We start from the raw sequence: 17232 nt of genomic DNA, 5'->3' as shown, positions 1-17232 counted from the left end.
CGGGCTATAGAGAGAAGCCTTCTGGACGCGTATGGGGTTATGGGTTTAGTGTCTTAGTTTGAATCGAAATGACTATAAATCTTCGGCCAGTGGGGTTTCCGACATGTCTTCCAGGCTCAGTTGCACCTGCCGCTGCAGCGCCTGAATCGCTTGGTATTCCTGCTGGATGCTGGCCTGGTACTGGGCGGCCAGGGCAGTGTTGCCTTCGGAAAAGGCTTGATCCCACAGTTGGGTCCAGTAGCGGTAGCGCTTCTGGCGAATTTCCAGCTCCATGTTGGCAATGGCGGCCCGCACCACCATCCGTGGACGCATCAGGGCTACGCGGGTGTTTTCGTCCAACCAGAGCAGATGGCTGAGGCGCTCGTTGAGCTGCTCATCTTGGGCACAGAGGGTGCGCAAAGCCGTCAGCAAAGTCTCTCCCCGGTCTTCCAGCTCCGGCTGTGCCGAGATCAGTTCCAAGATCCGCTGCCACAGCTCCCGGTGGGGGCGAAAACTAAATTGCAGCTCTCGCTCCAGCAAAGTTTGCCGAATTTCGTGGCGATACTCGCCAAAATGCAGAAAGATCTGCAAAAGATGGGACTCAGATTGCAAGAGTTTGGATCCCTTATTGAGGGAAGGTTGCTGGGGTTTGGCCCAGCGGTACTGCCGCACGGCTCGGCGCAGGTCTTCTTCCAAATCTCGACTGAGGCGACCGTTGCCGCGGCTGAGCAATTCTGCCACTTTGTGCAAATACAAAGAGCGCCACTGTCCACCCAAACCGGCCAGCAGTTGCACAAGGGCTTGACGGGCCTGCTGAAAATCGGTGGCCCGGCTCAGATCCCGACCGGCCAACACCTGTTCAATTCGCCAATCCAGCCACAGGGGAGCTTGCTCGATCAGGGTTTGCAGTTCAGAAACCGCTGGTGTCAGCGGGGCGGAGCCCCTGTGCTCCCGCAAAAACTCGTCGGCATCTTTGCCCTCAGGAAGGGTGAGAATGCGCAGCTCAATTTCTCCGCGCCGCGCTTGTTCTTCAATGGCTTCAATGGCTCGGTTGGCGGCGTTCAAACCGGCCCGATCCGCATCAAAATTGAGAATCAGTCGCTTCGATTGGGTGTAGCGCAGCAGGATCTTCACCTGGTGGGGCGTCAAAGCAGTGCCCATGGCCGCTACAGCATAGGCAACTCCCGCCTGATGCAGGGCGATGACATCGAAATAGCCTTCCACCACCAAGACTTGATCGGCTTTGGCAATGGCATCGCGGGCAAAGTTGAGGCCATAGACCACCTGGCTTTTGTTGAAGAGCTCTGTTTCTGGAGAGTTGAGGTACTTGGGCTGTCCTGACTCCCCCAAGGCTCTGCCGGCAAACCCGATCACCCGCCCCTGCACATCGAAAATGGGCAGCATGATCCGGTTGCGAAAGCGGTCGTAGTGGCCGGATCCCTGCTGGCGGGGAACCAGCAATCCAGCCTCTTCTAAAAGTTTGACCGGTTGGCGCTTGTGGTTGACCAAGTATTCGTAGAGAGATTGCCAGCCGGGGGGAGCAAAGCCGATTTGAAATTTTTGCAAAGTTTCTTCGCTCAGGTGGCGGCTGTGCAGGTACTGGCGGGCGGCGGATCCTAGCTGGGATCGGAGGGCATGCCGATAAAAATCGGCAGCCATGGCCAAAATCTCCAGCAGCTTTTCCCGGTGGGAGAGCTCCCGCTCATCAAGGGATCCCAAGGGCTGCGCCTCGGGATTGCGGGTGGGCAGAGGGATGTGGTATCGCCGCGCCAAGTGGCGCACGGCCTCAGCAAAGGAGAGATGCTCGGTCTGCATGACAAAGCGCAGCACATCTCCCCCTGCCCCGCAGGAGAAGCACTTGTAGATCTGCTTGCTGGGGCTGACCTGAAAACTGGGTTTGTGGTCGTTGTGGAAAGGGCAAAGCCCAACGAAGTTCTTTCCCTGCTTGCGCAGCACCACTTTTTCGGCCACCACTTCCACGAGGTCGGCCTTTTGGCGCACCAACTGAATGAAATCGGGGGGCAGACCGCTCATGGCTTCGGGGGATCCTGACCTTATAGTAGCCGGGGGAAACTCGACAGGCTGTCTTTTGACCTGGCCTAACGGGCTTGGGATAATGGGCGGGCCTTAAAGGCTAGTTTTCGGTCAGTCCCTGAGATGAAAATGCGAATGATCAACCTTTTTATCGGGCTTTTGGTGGCAGTATTTGCCCTCTTTTTAGGCCCGCAAGCGGCTTCTGCCGAGCCGGATTTGGCCTTGGGAGCTAAGGTCTTTCAGGCCAAATGTGTGGGTTGTCACTTGAACGGGCGCAACACTTTGGTGGCAGCGAAAAACCTTTCTCTGGCGGCTCTTCATGAGTACCACGTAGACACCCCTGAGCTGATCCAGGCCCAAGTGAGAAACGGCAAAGGGGCCATGCCGGCTTTTGCCAAGATCCTCAAGCCGGAGGAGATCGAGGCGGTGGCGGCCTATGTCTTGGATCGCGCTGAGCACAACTGGAGTAAAGGCTAGTGGCCAAAGAGAAGACTCAAGATCCAGCCTTGCTGCAGGAAAGCCCGGCGGAGCGGCTGCCTCACGAGCAGGGATGTGAAGGACAGGGATCCCGCCGCAAAATCTTGTCGGTTGGCGTGGGAGCCCATGGCTTGGTGGCGGTGGGCATTTCCGCCCATGGGGTGGTGGCCATCGGCGTGGTGACTCACGGCATCCTCTCTATCGGCCTGGTGGCTATGGGAGCGCTCTCGTTTGGGCTGGTGTCGATGGGCTTGGCCAGTGCCGGCCTGGTGTCGATGGGCCTCTCCAGTTGGGGACAGCACAGCATGAGCATAACGGAATCCCACGGATCCCATCACCACCCCTAGGTTTTGACCAACAAACACTGCATTTTTCTCTTTCTCTACAGGTTTGTAAGGAGCATCTGCGAATGTTCAGTCTGCAAAGTTACTTGACCCTGGCCAAGAAATCTCTGCTGGCCCTGGGAATGAGTTTTTTACCCCTTTCCTCTGCCTGGGCCCATGTCACCGTCCATCCCAAAGAGGCCACGGCGGGCAGCTATGCCAAGCTCACCTTTCGGGTGCCCCATGGCTGCGATGGATCCCCGACCGTGCGCCTGCGGGTGCAGATCCCGGAGGGATTCGTCTCTGTGAAGCCGATGGTGCATCCCCTGTGGAAAATCGAGACGGTCAAAAAGCCGCTGGAGACCCCCTATGAGTCGCATGGGAAGATGATTACCGAAACGGTTGCCGAGGTGATCTGGAGCGGCGGCTCGCTGCCCGATGAGTTCATGGATGAGTTCAGCATCAGCCTCAAGCTGCCGAATCGCCCCGGTGAGGTCATCCCCATCCCGGTGATTCAGGAGTGCGAGCAGGGCATGTACCGCTGGATTCAGGTGGCTCAGCCTGGCGAGGATCCCAAGAGTTTGCCGCAGCCGGCTCCGCTGCTGAAGCTGACGGGTGGAGACAGTGGACAGGGTCACGGTCACGGCCATGGGCACGGCCATGGACACGGTCACGGTACCCGCTAGGCGGCCTGGTTGGGATCATGTCTTATCCTAGGGGGGGTTTTGCTGGGATTTGGGCTGGGATCCTCTGCCTCTTGCTGTGGCTGGCCGGGATCCCGCCCGCTTTTGCCCATGCCAGCTTGCTCTCCACCTTCCCGGAGGATGGGGCAGTGTTGCAGGAAGCTCCGGCCCAGGTGCGGCTTGTTTTCAATGAGCCGGTGCGGATCACGCAACTCCAGGTTTTGGGTAGCAGCGGACGGGCGCTAGCTTTGGAAAACGTGGTGAGCACCGGCAACGCGCCGCAGGGGGATCTGCCCCAGGAGATCCCAGAGGGGGTTTACATCGTCAGTTGGCGGGCCATTTCTGCCGATTCCCATCCGGTGAGTGGATCGTTTGCCTTCCAGGTGGGGGCAGCCGATCCTGGGCAATTGCAGGCGGCGAGGACAGCTCACGCCCAAGGAAGGGATCCCTTGTACTGGCCGCTGGTGGGGGTACGCTGGGGGATCTACTTGGGCAGCCTTTTTGTGGTGGGGGTGCTGGGCTGGTGGCGACTGTTGCGGGGGCGGTTAAACGCCGAGGCCGGATCTTGGGCTTTTGCGACAGCTTGGATCACCCTCAGTTTGACCGCGGTGGCCTTCGGTTTGCATTTGGCCCAGCTTTACCCCCACTTCAATGGGCGAGAGCTGCTGGGTGTGGTGCTCTCTCCCTATGGTTGGGGTACAGGACTGCGGCTGGTGGGGCTAGGGATCCTGATCTGGGCCTGTGAGGGAGGTGCCGTCTGGGCCAGCGGTATGGGGTCGGTGTTGGTGCTCGGCTCCTTTTTGCCCATTGGCCATGCTCTCACCAGTGAGCATCCGATGGGGACAATGGCGCTGCTGGGGCTGCATCTGGCCGGTTCAGCTTTCTGGTTGGGAGGGTTGTGGGGGCTGGAGCGCCTGCTGGGCAAGGAATCTGCTCCCTACCCATCTGTAGGCATCATCCAACGGTTTTCTGACGTGGCCACCTGGGCGGTACCGGGGCTTATCCTGGCGGGGGTGGGGATGGGTGGGATCCACCGCGGCTGGCACTGGGATCATCCCTACGGCCAGTATCTCTGGGCCAAGCTGCTGCTGGTGCTGATGATGGTGGGGTTGGGCGCCCACAACAAGTTTCGGCTGGTGCCGGCATTGCAACAGGGTGGGCAGACGGTGGGCCGGTCGCTGCGCCGGATCGTCCGCCTGGAGTTGGTGGGGCTGATGCTGGTGCTGGCCTTGACCAGCTTCCTGGTGGCCCAGGCTCCTCCCAGTAATGGAAGGCACGGCATGGGATCCCCCCTGGAATCAGGTTGGCAGACCAGTTGTGAAGAGAGCTTGAACTGGCCGGAAGGCAGCCTGCACCTGAAGATTCTGCCCTGCCGTCCCGGAGAAAACCAGATCCAAGTTGAAGTGAAAGGGATCCCGGCTCAGGAATTGACCCTTGGGTTTTCCCTGCCGGAACACGGGATCCCCCCTCTACGCCGCACTGTAGCGCCGGATAGGCCTGGCCAATTTGTGGTGGAAAATGTGCCTCTGGCCCTGGCGGGGGAATGGCAGATCGAGGTGAGACTGCTGATCAGCGATTTTGAAGAGCGGCGAGGTCAGATCGCGGTTTCTCTCTGACTGAATTGTTACAGACATTGAAGATCGCGAAAAGAAAAAGCAGAAAAAGACCCTGGATAGGAGCTGTGGATTGCTCCGCCCAAGGGCGTCGGCCTGTGGCAGAATCGAGCCAGCTCATAGTGGCAAAAGGCTGCTCCGCTCAGGGACTGACTTGGCTATGGAAGACAAGATCAGAGCGGGAAGTGTGCTCAGGGGACGCTATCGCATTCTCCATCCCCTCGGGGAAGGGGGATTTGGCATAACCTACAAGGCGGTGGATCAAGACACCTTCGATAGCCCCTGCGTCGTCAAGCGCCTTCGCCCCCTCTCCACGGATCCTTATACACTGGCCACGGCTCGCAAGCTCTTTGAACGGGAAGCCAAGGTTCTCAACCGGCTCAACCACTTCGACCAAGTGCCCCGCCTTTTGGCCCACTTCGAGCAGGATCAGGATTTTTACTTGGTGCAAGAGTTTGTTGCCGGGCATGATCTCAGCCAGGAGCTGATCCCGGGCAAGCCGCTGAGCGAGGCCGAGGTTTTGCAACTGTTGTGGGATATTTTGGAGATCCTGCGCCATGTACACGCCCACCAGATCGTCCATCGGGATATCAAGCCGGCCAACTTGATGCGCCGCGATGCCGATGGCAAGTTGGTGTTGATCGACTTTGGGGCAGTCAAGGAAGTGGGGCGGTTGGTCAGCCATGCCCCCGGCCAAACCCAGTTGGCGACGGTGATTGGCTCGGTTGGCTACATGGCGCCCGAACAGCTCAACGGCAAGCCCCAGCCCTGCAGCGACCTGTACTCCGTAGGGGTGCTGGCCATCCAAGCCCTCACCGGTCGTCCTCCCCATAAGATCCGGGACGATCCCCGCACCGGCCAACTGCTCTGGCGGGATTTGGTTCAGGTCAGCGAGGAGCTGGCCGAGATTTTGGATCGCCTGATCTGCCCCCACTGGCAAGAGCGCTTCCAGTCCGCTGCTGAAGTGTTGGAGGCGCTGCGGCCCCTGTTGCCTTTTCCCCAAGAGGCGACGCTCGGCGATGTTTCGGTGGATCAGGTTTTGGTGACGCGCCTGTTGGCCCGCGGACAGGAGAAAGCCCGCCAAGGGGATTTCCAGGGGGCGATTGCCGACTGTACGTTGGCCATTCAATTGGATCCCCAAAATAGCCGCGCCTACAGCCAGCGGGGCAGCGCCCGCTACAAAAGTGGGGACTTGGCAGGGGCCATCGCAGATTACACCCAAGTCATTCAACTGGCAGGGGACGCCCGCGCCTATTTCAACCGCGGCATTGCCCGCTACCGGCTGGAGGACTACGAGGGAGCTGTTGCCGACTACACCCAGGCTCTCGGCCTCAACCCACAATGGGCGGTGGCCTACTACAACCGTGGCAATGCTTACCGGCAACTCAATCAGCAGCAGCAGGCCATCGAAGACTATTCGCGGGCCATTGAGCTCAACCCGGAAGATGTGCGGGCCTATTTCAACCGCGGCGTGGTGCGCGGCCATCTGGGAGATGCGCAGGGGGCAGCAGCCGATTTTTCCGAGGTGATCAAGCGGGACCCTCAGGACGGGGAAGCCTACTTCAACCGGGGAGTGGCGCGGGTCCAGTTGTCAGATTTGCAAGGGGCCGTCGAGGACTACACCCAAGCGCTGCAGTTGGATCCTCGCCACGGCAAAGCCTATTACCACCGGGGCCTGGCCCGGCAAGCGTTGGGGGATCCCCAGGGGGCTGTTGAAGACTTTTCTCAGGCCATATCGCTGCGGGCTACTGAAGCCACCGCTCGCGTCAGCGGGACGGAGTTCTTAGCGGATCTCTACTTGCAGCGGGCCATGGCCTACCTGAGCAGCAACACCCTGGAGCCGGCGCTGGCCGATTGTGAACAGGCTCTCCGCCTGGATCCCAAGCTGTCGCGGGCCTATCTCTGCCGGGGCTTGGCCCGTCAGGGGCTGGGGGATCCCGGCGGCGCTCTGGCAGACTTCAACCGCGCCCTGGAGCTGGATCCCCAAATGGCCAAAGCCTACCTCAACCGGGGCATTGCCCACCTGGACTTGGGCAACATTGAAGCGGCTTTGTCCGACTTGAACCAGGCCATTGCTTTGGATCCCCAAGATGCCAGTGCCTACAGCAGCCGCGGGCGAATCCATTGGCTGTTGGGGGATCCCCTGGCGGCTCTGCAGGATTACACGGCTGCCCTGGAGCGGGATCCGCAGAACCCTCAGCTCTACCTCAACCGCGGCCAACTCCATGTTGAGCGGGAAGATTGGCCGGCAGCCTGTGAGGACTTCTCGCAGGTGTTGCAGTGGGCGGCGAGGCCTGGGATCCCACGCGGGCCGGAGCTGCTGTTGAATGCCCATCTATGCCGTGGCATGGCACGGCAACGGCTGGGGGATTGGCAGGGGGCGTTGGCCGATTTCGACCAAGTCCTGCAAGGGGATCCGAAGCCTACGGCCCGTCGGCGCGAACAGTTGGGCTCAGCCTATTTCCATCGCGGCCAGGTGCGGGCTGCTCTGGGAGATGGGCCGGGGGCCATCCAGGACTACCACCAGGCTTTGGCCCTGGGGGCGGCAGTGGCCCAGGCGGATATCCGCCGAGATCTGGCGCGGGCCCAAATCCAGACGGGAGATCTGCAGGCGGCCTTAGAGCAGTTGAACGAGGCGGTGCGCTTGCAGCCGGAACGGCGGGATCTGCGCCAAGAGCGAGCTGAGTTGTGCCGACGGCTAGGCCGGTGGCAAGAAGCAATTGCCGACTACGAAGAGGTGTTGCGGCAGGATCCCCAGGACTGGACGGCTTGGCTGCGACGGGGCATGGCCCATGGGCAGGTGGGCAACTGGGCTGCCGCCCTTCAGGATCTCAGCCGGGTTTTGCAGCAGGATCCTGACCACAGGGAAGCGCTGTGGCACCGCGCACAGGCCCTGCAACAGTTGGGTCAGACCGAAGCGGCCTTGCAAGATCTAAACCGTCTGCTGCAGCAGGATCCCCAACACAGGATGGCCCGCTTGGCCCGCGGCTCTCTGTTGTTGACGTTGGCAGTGCGCGGCACCGTTCCTGCAGCGGGCGTAGCCTTGGAGCAGGCCGAATCCGACTTCGACCAAGTCATCCAAGAACAAGCCCAAGACCGGGAACAGTCCCGGCAGCTCTATCTGGAGGCCCACCTGAAGCGGGCCCAAGTCCGCCGCCTGCGCCACAACCTGGAGGGGGCAATGGCCGATTGGGATCGGGTCTTGGAGCTGGCCAGCCCAGGGGATCCAGAAGCGCTGGTCACCGAAGCCCTGTTGTATCGGGGCTTGTGTCGCCAAGAGAGGGGGGATCTGGCTGGGGCGTTGGCCGATTTCACGGCGCTGATCCAGCAGCAACCGCAGGCTTCTCAGGCTTTTGCTTTGCGGGCAAGGGTGCATCTGGCTTCGGGGGATCAAGAGATGGCACTGGCGGATCTCGACCAAGCTCTGAGCCTCGACCAGAACTGGGGGGTGGCCGATGCTGCCCTGGCCTACCGTCAACGGGGGGATCTACACCGGCAGGCCAATTGCCCTGAGCTGGCCATTGCTGACTACACGCGGGCCCTAGCCTTGAACCCTCAGGAGCGCCCTGCTTTGCTCTGCCGAGCTCTCTTGTGGGATGGCGAGGGACAGACGGACAAAGCGATAGAAGACTACACCCGACTGCTGCAACTGGAGCTGGATCCCCAGGAGCGGGTCTGGGTTTTGAACAACCGCGGCTGGGCCTACGCCCAACAGGGGGATTTTTCGGCGGCCATCCGCGACTACACCCAAGCCATAACACTCTGCACTGCTGACGCGAGCGATAGGGATCCCTGCCACCTCAAAGCCCACTTCAACCGCGCCCTGGCTCGGGCTGCCCTGGGGGATTGGCAGGGAGCCTGCCAGGATTTCCAGGCTGCCCTCCAGATGCAAGGGTACGAAGGTCGGCTTTAGATAAGGAGTGGAGGAGGGAGAAGTGAGAAGTGAGGACGGAATCTCTTCTCTTTGCTCTTTTATCCTCTCAAGCCTCCTCCGCCACTTCTCCCGTCTCGGGCCGCAGCAGCGGAAAGGCAATGACATCGCGAATGCTGGGAGCGTCGCACAGCAGCATCACCAAGCGGTCGATCCCCACGCCCAGGCCGCCGGTGGGGGGCAGGCCATATTCCAAGGCCGTGAGGAAGTCTTCATCCAGAAAGTGGGCCTCCTCATCTCCGGCTGCCTTCAGGGCTGCCTGGGCCTCCAGCCGCTGCCGCTGATCCACCGGATCGGTGAGCTCGGAGTAGGCGTTGGCCGTCTCCCGCCCCACGATGAACAGCTCAAAGCGCTCTGCCAACCCCGGTTTGCTGCGGTGAGGCTTGGTAAGAGGACACACCTCCAGGGGATAGTCCAGAACAAAGGTGGGCTGGCGCAGGTGGCTCTCACAGCAGTGCTCAAAGGCTTTGACCAGCAACTTGCCAGGGGAGTCCTGGGGTGAGAGATCGGGGATCCCTTGGGCGGCCAAGGCCGGCAAGAGCTCTTCAGGGCATCCCTTTTCCACATCGATGAAAATGCCAGTGGCCTCCTCCACCAGCTCCTGCATCGTCACCCGTCGCCAGGGGGGCGTGAGGTCAATGGTTTCCCCCTGATAAGTCAACTGCAGGGATCCCCGCACTGCCAGCGCCGCGTTGCAGACCAGGGTTTCCGTCAGCTCCATCATGGTGTGGTAGTCGGCGAAGGCTTGATAGGCCTCTAGAGAGGTGAACTCCGGGTTGTGGCGAGTGGAGATGCCTTCGTTGCGAAAGACCCGCCCAATTTCATAGACTCGCTCGATCCCGCCCACCACCAGCCGCTTCAGGTGCAGCTCGGTGGCAATGCGCAGGTAGAGATCCAGATCCAGGGCGTTGTGGTGGGTAACAAAAGGCCGCGCCTCCGCCCCGCCGGGGATCACCTGCAACACTGGCGTCTCAATTTCCAAGAAGCCTCGGTCTTCTAGGGTCTGCCTTAGGGATCGGATGATCTTGGCCCGGTCAATCAGGGTTTGCTTGACCTGCGGATTGACGATCAAATCCACGTAGCGCTGGCGGTAGCGTTTCTCCACATCCCGCAGGCCGTGCCACTTGTCCGGCAGCGGCAACAGCGCCTTGGTTAGCACCTGGTACTCGTCCACCCGCACCGACAATTCCCCTTTTTCGGTACGCTTCAGGCAGCCCTTGGCCCCCAGCCAATCGCCCACGTCGAGGAGCTTGTCCAAGTTCTTGAAGGCCAACTCCCCCATATGCTCCGTCAGCCGTTTCTTGTCTAGATAAAGCTGAATGGTGCCAGAGCGATCCTGCAGGGTAAAGAAGGCCAGCTTGCCCATGACCCGCCGCGCCCGGATCCGCCCGGCCACGGCCACCTGCACATCCTCCCGCTCGCCGCCGGGCTCTAGGTCGGCAAATTGCTCCTGCAGCTCGGCAGCCAGATGGGTAACAGGAAAAGAATAGGCATAGGGCGGGATCCCTTGTTCCCGCAGGTGTTGGGCTTTTTCCAGGCGGGCGGCCCGTTGGGCGGCTTCGCTGCTGCTGGGGAGAGTGGACATGGCAGTGGATAGGCAATGGACAATGGAAGCCCCGTTAGGGACGGGATTTTTCAGGCTGCCGGCGGTGCGATGCCGTGGGAACGCAGCAGCTCCAAAAGGGCTTCGGCCCGTTGGCGTTCTGCCTCAGCGCGCTGTTGTTCCAGAGCAGCCTTTTCTTCGCCGGTGGGCAACACCTCCCCTTCCCGATCACACCAGCGTAGCCATTCCGTGTTCACGCCCTCGAAGGATCCCTGCCAGAGGGTCAAGCCCAACCCGATATCCTCCAGCCAGGTGGACGCGAAGGGGACAAATTCACCCCCCCGCCGCTGAAAAAGGGCCAGAGGGGATCCCTGCAGTTCCCTTAGTTGCCGCAAGGGAGAGGCTACGCCCGCTGTGCGATCGTAGACCGCGTAGTAGCTGACGCCGGCGCGGGCATAGTCTTTGCGTTTGCGGCCCAGCTCTTCCCCTTTGCGCTTGGAGACAATCTCAATGACCACATCCGGCGGCTTACCCATCTCCCAGACCAGGTAGGTGCGATCTTCCTTGCGCTCAAAGCTGGCGGGGGGAGCCACCTCCAGGCTGAGCGTCACATCGGGCATCAGGGGGGGCAGTTTGAGGGCAGAGAACAGGCCAATATTGGCTGTGGCCAAAAAGGGGATCAGCTCCCCCGTGTCTTCGGCCTTGGGCTGGAATGAGGTGTAGAGGGCACCGGTGAGCAGGCGCTGCAGCTTCTCCGAGTGAATGCTGTCCACAGGCTCATCGTCCTCGATGACCAGGTCGCTGTTCGCGCAGCGGGTGTAGCCTTTATCCGGTGGCGGAGGAAATGCCGTCTCTGGCATCGAGGGCTGGACTGGGCTGGAGGGTGCGGAAACCATGCTCACCGGGATCCCTTGCTGGTGTTGCTAACTACGGACTAGGGCTCAGCTAAGGCTGCTGAGCTGTTTGCCCAGCAGGCGTAGCCTTTTTCGAGGGTAACAAAAGTTTTCGGGAACATGATGGACATGCCACCGAAGCAGCGGATGCCGAGCTTGGCCTTTGGAGATAGGCGCAGCAGAGCCCAGCAGCCGGCGACGGGTGGAAGGCAAGGGGATGTTCACTCTGCGCTCTGGGAACCGGGCACAGCCACCAGCAGGGCTTCCAACACCCGCTGCACCCGACTCAGGCGCAGGCCGTGATCCGACAACACAGGGCTGTTGGGGATGATGGCGTGGCGAAACCCCAGTTTGCTGGCTTCTTTCAAGCGCTGCTCCAACTGGGCCACCGGGCGCACCTGCCCCCCCAGTCCCACTTCGCCGATCAAGACCGTCAAGGGATCCACCTGTCGATCCCGGAAGCTGGCGGCCACAGCCACTGCCACCCCCAAGTCGGCAGCCGGCTCGGCCACCTGAATACCGCCGGCAGAGGCGATGTAGGCATCGTATTTGGAAAGAGGGATCCCCACCCGTTTTTCCAGCACGGCCAAGATCTGCAAAAAGCGGTTGATTTCAATGCCGGTGGAGGTGCGGCGGGGGGAACTGTAGCTGGTGGGGCTGACTAGGGCCTGCACTTCCACCACCAGAGGACGGGTGCCCTCACAGGCGACGATGGTGGCCGTTCCGGGTGTGGCCTGATCCCGGCTGCTCAAGAAAAGCTGAGAAGGATTGTCCACCTCCACCAAGCCGGATGCGGCCATCTCGAAAACCCCAATTTCCTGAGCGGCCCCAAAGCGATTTTTGACGGCGCGCAATAGGCGGTGGCTTTGGAAGCGATCTCCCTCGAAATACAAGACCGTGTCCACCAGATGCTCCAGTACCTTCGGCCCGGCCAGGGATCCATCTTTGGTGACATGGCCCACAATGAGCAGGGCCACCCCCAACTTTTTCGCCACTCGCATCAACAGGCCGGTGCATTCCCGTACCTGGGAAATGGATCCCGGTGCTGAGGTGAGCTGCCCCCAGAAGATGGCTTGGATGCTGTCGATCACCGCCACCTGCGGTTGCAGAGCCTGGATCTCCGCCACGATGGCCTCCAGGTCGGTCTCGGCCAAGAGGTAGAGCTGCTCGCTTTCCACCCCCAGCCGCTCGGCGCGTAGCTTGATCTGCTGGGCTGATTCTTCCCCCGACACGTATAAGATGGGCCCGCTCTTGGCCAGGTGGGCAGCGCTCTGCAGCAGCAGGGTGCTCTTGCCAATGCCCGGATCCCCGCCAATCAACACCAGGGATCCCGGCACAATGCCACCTCCCAACACCCGGTCAAACTCGCCATAGCCGGAGGAGAGGCGAGGGTGGCGATCTGAGGAGACCTGGGAGAGGGGGAGGGCCGACTGCGGGAGGGTGCGGTTCAACCTGGGAGCAAGAGCCTGGGCCTGGGGAGACTTGGGGGATGAGGCAATAACCACTTCCGTCAAGGTATTCCAGGCGCCGCAATTGTCGCAGCGGCCCAGAAACTTGGGATAACGCTCGCCGCACTGGCTGCATTCCCAGACGGTTTTGGCTTTGGCCATAGCCGGGGACTCCTAGGCCTGGGGAGCAGCGGCGACAGGGAGGGGCACCTCCGGCAAGACCAGGGATCCACACTGGGCGTGGTGGCGCAGCAGGTGGTCGCAGAGCACCAGGGCCACCATCGCCTCCACCATCGGCACCGCCCGCGGCAGCACACAGGGATCGTGGCGTCCCCGCGCCGCCAAAACCGTCTCTTGCCCATCGAGGGTGACGGTGTTTTGGGCCTGGCGAATGGTGGCGGTGGGTTTAAAGGCCACCCTTAGGAGGATATCTTCTCCGTTGCTGATGCCCCCCTGGATGCCGCCGGAGCGGTTGCTGCGGGTACGCCAGCCGCCGGGGGTCATGTAAAACTCGTCGTTGTGCTGCTTACCCGTCAAGTAGGTGCCGGCAAACCCAGAGCCAATCTCAAACCCTTTGCTGGCCGGCAGGGACATCACCGCCTTGGCCAAATCGGCCTCCAGCTTGTCGAACACCGGGGATCCCAGTCCGCGGGGCACGTTGCGGGCCACACATTCCACCACACCCCCTAGGGAATCCCCCTCCCGCGCCGCCTCTTCGATTTTTTGGATCATCGCTGCTGCCGCTTCTGGATCGGGGCAACGGACGATGTTGGCTTCCACCTGCTCTGCCGTCACCGAAGCGGGATCCACCTGGGCTTCCACATCTTTTACCCGCTGCACGTAGGCCAAGATCTCCACCCCTGCCGCCAGGCGCAGGATCTTCTTGGCAATGGCCCCGGCAGCCACCCGGCCAATGGTCTCTCGCGCTGAGGCCCGTCCTCCCCCCTGCCAGTTGCGGATGCCGTACTTGGCTTGATAGGTGGCATCGGCATGGGAGGGGCGGAAGGTGGTGGCCATTTCGCTGTAATCCTGGGGGCGGGCATCCTGGTTGCGTACCAGGATGTGGATGGGGGTGCCAAGGGTGAGGCCCTGGAAGACTCCCGAAGTGATCTCGCAGCGATCGGCTTCCTGGCGCGGCGTGGTGATGGAGCTCTGGCCAGGGCGACGCCGATCCAGCTCCGCTTGAATGTCGGCCTCGGTCAACGGCAGGCGGGGCGGACAGCCATCTACCACCACCCCCACTGCCCCACCGTGGGACTCGCCGTAGGTAGTAACCGAAAACAGGACGCCGAAGGAGTTGCCGTTGGCCATGGGATCCCCAAGCAAGAAGCCGTTACTCGCAGGCGGCTGGGAGAGACTGTTTTCTATTCTGCACTAGGGGAGTGGCGGGCAGTGCGGTGCAGCTGGCGGCAGCCGGCAATTCCCCGCAACACCAGGTGGGGATCCCAGCGCAGCTCTGGGTCAAGCGGGCCCAAGTGAGGGTGGAGCCACTTCCCATCCCCGCCGGTCAGCAGCAAAGGGCCTTGGGGAAAGCGGCGACGCCAGTCGGCAATAAACTCCCGCAACCCCGCCAGCAGAGTGTGGAGAATGCCGCTGCGGATGGCAGCCACGGTGTCAGTGGCCCAGCGGGGGGGTAAGGGAGAGCAGGGATCCCAGTGGATTTTGGGCAGCCGAGCAGTGTAGTCGGCCAACGCTTGCGCCTGCAGCCCTAGGCCGGGCAAGATCGCCCCCCCCACCAGGGATCCGTCGCAATCTGCTCCCGTCAAGGTCAGGGCAGTACCCGCGTCGATGACCAAACAGGGCCAGCCGTAGTGGATCCCGGCAGCCCACAAGGCCAAGGCCCGATCCAGCCCCAGCCCTGGGTAGGGATCCCGCAGCGGCACCTGCGACAGCTCCAATCGATGCACCCAAGGGGATTCCGGCGGCAGGGGAGCAGAGCCCACAGGAGCCAGCCACAGCTCTGTCTGCTCCGGCCAGGACAAGGGCTGGTGGGCAGGAAACTGCTCCACCTTCACCAGGGTCTCCCCCACAAACCAGCCCCAGCGCACGTGAGTGTTGCCCAGCACGGCTGCCAGCCATTCACGACAGCGGTGCGAAGCGCTGAGATCTGCCCCCTCCTCAAAACTCATGCAGCAGCTCTGCCTCCACGCGAAACAGCTCCACCGGCTGGTCGACAGGGATCCCGGCCAACCTCTTGGCAGTGGCGAGCTGCCATTCTGTCGTCAAAGCTTCTCCCGGCAGCAACACCGCCCCCCGTGTTCCGGAGCGGATAAACAAGCCCGTGCGGGTTGGATCCACCCGCTCCACGGCGGCGAAAGGACTCCGTCCGAGTAGCGCTATGGGCACCACCCGCCGCACAATGGCCACCTGAATGGCTGCTGACTCCAGCTCCCCAGGTCGCAGAGGCACGTAGCGCCAGTCGCGGGTCACAGCCCCCACCGCCGCCCGGATGGTGGCCCTGGCCAGATCCTCACCGCTGGGATCCAAGCTGCCCCAGCAGCCACGGGGCCGACCCTCTGTACTCACCGTTACAAAAACCCCCGCAGAGCGCCGCCAGTGGGGCGGGATCTCCTCTGGAGGTGGCAGCACCTGGCCGGTGGCGAAGTAGTGGGCAATGGCCTGACGCGCCAGCGCCGGCAGGGTGTCAGGGAGAGGTTGTCGCCGGCTGGGAGAGGGGATCCCTTCTGAATCGGACTCCGTCCCGCCAGTGCGATCCCGTAAGCGGTGCGAGGCACCCATGGACTCCGGCGGAGGAACAGGGGCAGTTGTCTCAGAAGGCTGCGGCAGGGATCCCGTCCACAAGCCCAGCCCCGCAGCCAGGAGCAGGCCGATCGCGTTAGCGGGACGGAGTCCTTGAAGACCCAGCAATCGAACCGTGAAGTGAACTCGGCAGGTGAACACCCAAGAGAATCCCGTTGGTGGTCACAACAACCGTACTCTAAAAGCTACGCCCTCTCTGCTGCAAATACTTGAAAACGGTGTTCAAATCCTTGTCGCCGCGCCCAGAACAGTTGACCACTACCCGTTGCTGGGATCCGAGCTGTGGGGCCAAAGTTTTCAGGTAGGCCAGCGCATGGGCCGTCTCCAGCGCGGGGATGATCCCTTCCAGCCGCGACAGCAGCAGCAACGCCTCTACGGCCTCATCATCGGTGGCAGCGTAGTACTCGGCTCGTCCAATTTCTTTCAGATAGCTGTGCTCGGGCCCTACACCGGGGTAATCCAAGCCGGCGCTGATGGAGTGGGCCTCCTGCACCTGCCCTTCTTCATCCTGCAGTAGGTAGCTCATGGCTCCATGCAGGACTCCAATCCGACCGCGGTTGAGGGTGGCAGCGTGGCGGGGCGTGTGCAGCCCTTCTCCGGCGGCTTCGATGCCGATCAGTCGCACCCCTGGATCCCGGACAAACTCGTTAAACAGGCCCAGGGCATTGGATCCGCCTCCCACACAGGCCAGCAGCACATCCGGCAGCCCTCCCCACTTCTCCTGGCATTGCTGCCGCGTCTCCTGGCCGATGACATCGTGAAAGGCCCGCACCAGCTTCGGGTAAGGGTGGGGCCCTGCCACCGTACCGATCACATAGTGGGTGGTCTCCACATTCGTCACCCAGTCGCGGATCGCCTCCGACAGAGCATCTTTGAGGGTACGCGTGCCCGCCTCCACCCCCCGCACCTCAGCACCCAGCAGGCGCATCCGCTGCACGTTGGGGGCCTGCCGCTCCATATCCAGTGCCCCCATGTAGATAACGCATTCCAGCCCAAAACGAGCACACACGGTTGCCGTGGCCACCCCATGTTGCCCGGCGCCGGTCTCGGCGATCACCCGTCGCTTGCCCATACGCACTGCCAGCAGGGCCTGGCCAAGGGCGTTGTTAATTTTGTGGGCGCCGGTGTGGTTGAGATCTTCCCGCTTCAGGTAGATCTGCGGGCCACCGTAGTGTTCTGTGAGCCGCTGGGCAAAGTAGAGAGGGCTGGGCCGCCCGACAAAATCCCGCAGCAGGCTGTGAAACTCGGCGCGAAAATCGGGATCCCGCCAATGCTGCTCAAAGGCTTCCTCCAGCTCTGTCAGGGCGCTCATCAAGGTTTCCGGCACAAACCTGCCCCCAAACGGCCCAAACCGCCCCTGGGGATCCGGACGCACCTGCGGGTCAAGGGGATCCAAAACACGAGGGGGAGAAGCAAGAGGAGCTGAGGTCATGGCAAAATCCGTCCGGGCCTTGCAGCCTGCAATAAGAGATTGAGACGAGCTTTCCCATTCTACAGAAGTTGGGAACTCGAGAAGGGGGGGTGGCCAACCTCTCCTCTCTTTTCCTG

The 17232-nt window shown here is 61.8% G+C and carries 13 protein-coding genes; 5 read left to right on the top strand and 8 right to left on the bottom strand.

Annotation, left to right across the window (positions count from 1 at the left end; all coding sequences use genetic code 11):
• Nucleotides 1–72: 72 nt before the first annotated feature.
• Nucleotides 73–2013, bottom strand: a complete 1941-nt coding sequence (gene dnaG / locus ACVWZ1_RS01105) for a DNA primase (protein WP_457502310.1) — start codon at nucleotides 2011–2013, stop codon at nucleotides 73–75.
• Nucleotides 2014–2136: 123 nt separating this feature from the next.
• Here dnaG and ACVWZ1_RS01100 point away from each other — a divergent pair, with 123 nt between their 5' ends.
• From ACVWZ1_RS01100 to ACVWZ1_RS01080, 5 genes are all read left to right on the top strand, one after another.
• Entirely contained in the window at nucleotides 2137–2490 is a 354-nt protein-coding gene (locus ACVWZ1_RS01100) for a c-type cytochrome (RefSeq protein WP_457502309.1), read from the top strand.
• Nucleotides 2490–2837 carry a hypothetical protein gene (locus ACVWZ1_RS01095; RefSeq protein ID WP_457502308.1) on the top strand — a complete coding sequence of 116 codons (348 nt, stop codon included), beginning with the start codon at nucleotides 2490–2492 and terminating at the stop codon, nucleotides 2835–2837. Before ACVWZ1_RS01100 ends, ACVWZ1_RS01095 begins: the two co-directional genes overlap by 1 nt.
• Nucleotides 2838–2899: 62 nt before the next feature.
• Nucleotides 2900–3499: a YcnI family protein gene (locus tag ACVWZ1_RS01090; protein WP_457502307.1), complete on the top strand. Its 600-nt coding sequence runs from the start codon at nucleotides 2900–2902 to the stop codon at nucleotides 3497–3499.
• A gap of 17 nt (nucleotides 3500–3516) precedes the next feature.
• Complete coding sequence (locus ACVWZ1_RS01085; RefSeq protein WP_457502306.1) at nucleotides 3517–5112, top strand: copper resistance CopC/CopD family protein; 1596 nt, start codon at nucleotides 3517–3519, stop codon at nucleotides 5110–5112.
• Nucleotides 5113–5269: 157 nt separating this feature from the next.
• Nucleotides 5270–9022, top strand: coding sequence for a tetratricopeptide repeat protein (locus ACVWZ1_RS01080; RefSeq protein ID WP_457502305.1), 3753 nt, complete (start codon nucleotides 5270–5272; stop codon nucleotides 9020–9022).
• Nucleotides 9023–9089: 67 nt separating this feature from the next.
• Here the strand turns inward: ACVWZ1_RS01080 and lysS are convergent, their stop codons facing one another.
• The 7 genes from lysS to trpB form a co-directional block, all read right to left on the bottom strand.
• Nucleotides 9090–10625 carry a lysine--tRNA ligase gene (gene lysS / locus ACVWZ1_RS01075; protein ID WP_457502304.1) on the bottom strand — a complete coding sequence of 512 codons (1536 nt, stop codon included), beginning with the start codon at nucleotides 10623–10625 and terminating at the stop codon, nucleotides 9090–9092.
• 50 nt (nucleotides 10626–10675) lie between these two features.
• Entirely contained in the window at nucleotides 10676–11479 is an 804-nt protein-coding gene (locus ACVWZ1_RS01070) for a Uma2 family endonuclease (RefSeq protein WP_457502303.1), read from the bottom strand.
• A 218-nt stretch (nucleotides 11480–11697) separates the two neighbouring features.
• Complete coding sequence (gene radA / locus ACVWZ1_RS01065; protein ID WP_457502302.1) at nucleotides 11698–13086, bottom strand: DNA repair protein RadA; 1389 nt, start codon at nucleotides 13084–13086, stop codon at nucleotides 11698–11700.
• A 12-nt stretch (nucleotides 13087–13098) separates the two neighbouring features.
• Entirely contained in the window at nucleotides 13099–14235 is a 1137-nt protein-coding gene (gene aroC / locus ACVWZ1_RS01060; protein ID WP_457502301.1) for a chorismate synthase, read from the bottom strand.
• 53 nt (nucleotides 14236–14288) lie between these two features.
• Nucleotides 14289–15053 (bottom strand): pantothenate kinase, encoded by a 765-nt coding sequence (locus tag ACVWZ1_RS01055; protein ID WP_457502300.1) that lies wholly within the window; start codon nucleotides 15051–15053, stop codon nucleotides 14289–14291.
• Nucleotides 15043–15825: an AMMECR1 domain-containing protein gene (locus tag ACVWZ1_RS01050; RefSeq protein ID WP_457502299.1), complete on the bottom strand. Its 783-nt coding sequence runs from the start codon at nucleotides 15823–15825 to the stop codon at nucleotides 15043–15045. The genes ACVWZ1_RS01055 and ACVWZ1_RS01050 overlap by 11 nt, the downstream gene beginning before the upstream one ends.
• A gap of 37 nt (nucleotides 15826–15862) precedes the next feature.
• Entirely contained in the window at nucleotides 15863–17116 is a 1254-nt protein-coding gene (gene trpB / locus ACVWZ1_RS01045) for a tryptophan synthase subunit beta (protein ID WP_457465489.1), read from the bottom strand.
• Nucleotides 17117–17232: the final 116 nt, after the last annotated feature.

The organism is Thermostichus sp. MS-CIW-25 (assembly GCF_054060015.1).
Note: the sequence above shows the minus strand (reverse complement) of the source record. Positions and strands in the feature narration are given on the sequence as shown.

Bases quoted from the DNA above. Each gene is read 5' to 3' on its own strand.
- aroC (WP_457502301.1), bottom strand. From the start codon at position 14,235: ATGGCCAACGGCAACTCCTTCGGCGTCCTGTTTTCGGTTACTACCTAC.
- ACVWZ1_RS01085 (WP_457502306.1), top strand. From the start codon at position 3,517: ATGTCTTATCCTAGGGGGGGTTTTGCTGGGATTTGGGCTGGGATCCTC.
- dnaG (WP_457502310.1), bottom strand. From the start codon at position 2,013: ATGAGCGGTCTGCCCCCCGATTTCATTCAGTTGGTGCGCCAAAAGGCC.
- lysS (WP_457502304.1), bottom strand. From the start codon at position 10,625: ATGTCCACTCTCCCCAGCAGCAGCGAAGCCGCCCAACGGGCCGCCCGC.
- ACVWZ1_RS01080 (WP_457502305.1), top strand. From the start codon at position 5,270: ATGGAAGACAAGATCAGAGCGGGAAGTGTGCTCAGGGGACGCTATCGC.
- trpB (WP_457465489.1), bottom strand. From the start codon at position 17,116: ATGACCTCAGCTCCTCTTGCTTCTCCCCCTCGTGTTTTGGATCCCCTT.
- ACVWZ1_RS01100 (WP_457502309.1), top strand. From the start codon at position 2,137: ATGAAAATGCGAATGATCAACCTTTTTATCGGGCTTTTGGTGGCAGTA.
- ACVWZ1_RS01055 (WP_457502300.1), bottom strand. From the start codon at position 15,053: ATGAGTTTTGAGGAGGGGGCAGATCTCAGCGCTTCGCACCGCTGTCGT.
- radA (WP_457502302.1), bottom strand. From the start codon at position 13,086: ATGGCCAAAGCCAAAACCGTCTGGGAATGCAGCCAGTGCGGCGAGCGT.
- ACVWZ1_RS01070 (WP_457502303.1), bottom strand. From the start codon at position 11,479: ATGGTTTCCGCACCCTCCAGCCCAGTCCAGCCCTCGATGCCAGAGACG.
- ACVWZ1_RS01090 (WP_457502307.1), top strand. From the start codon at position 2,900: ATGTTCAGTCTGCAAAGTTACTTGACCCTGGCCAAGAAATCTCTGCTG.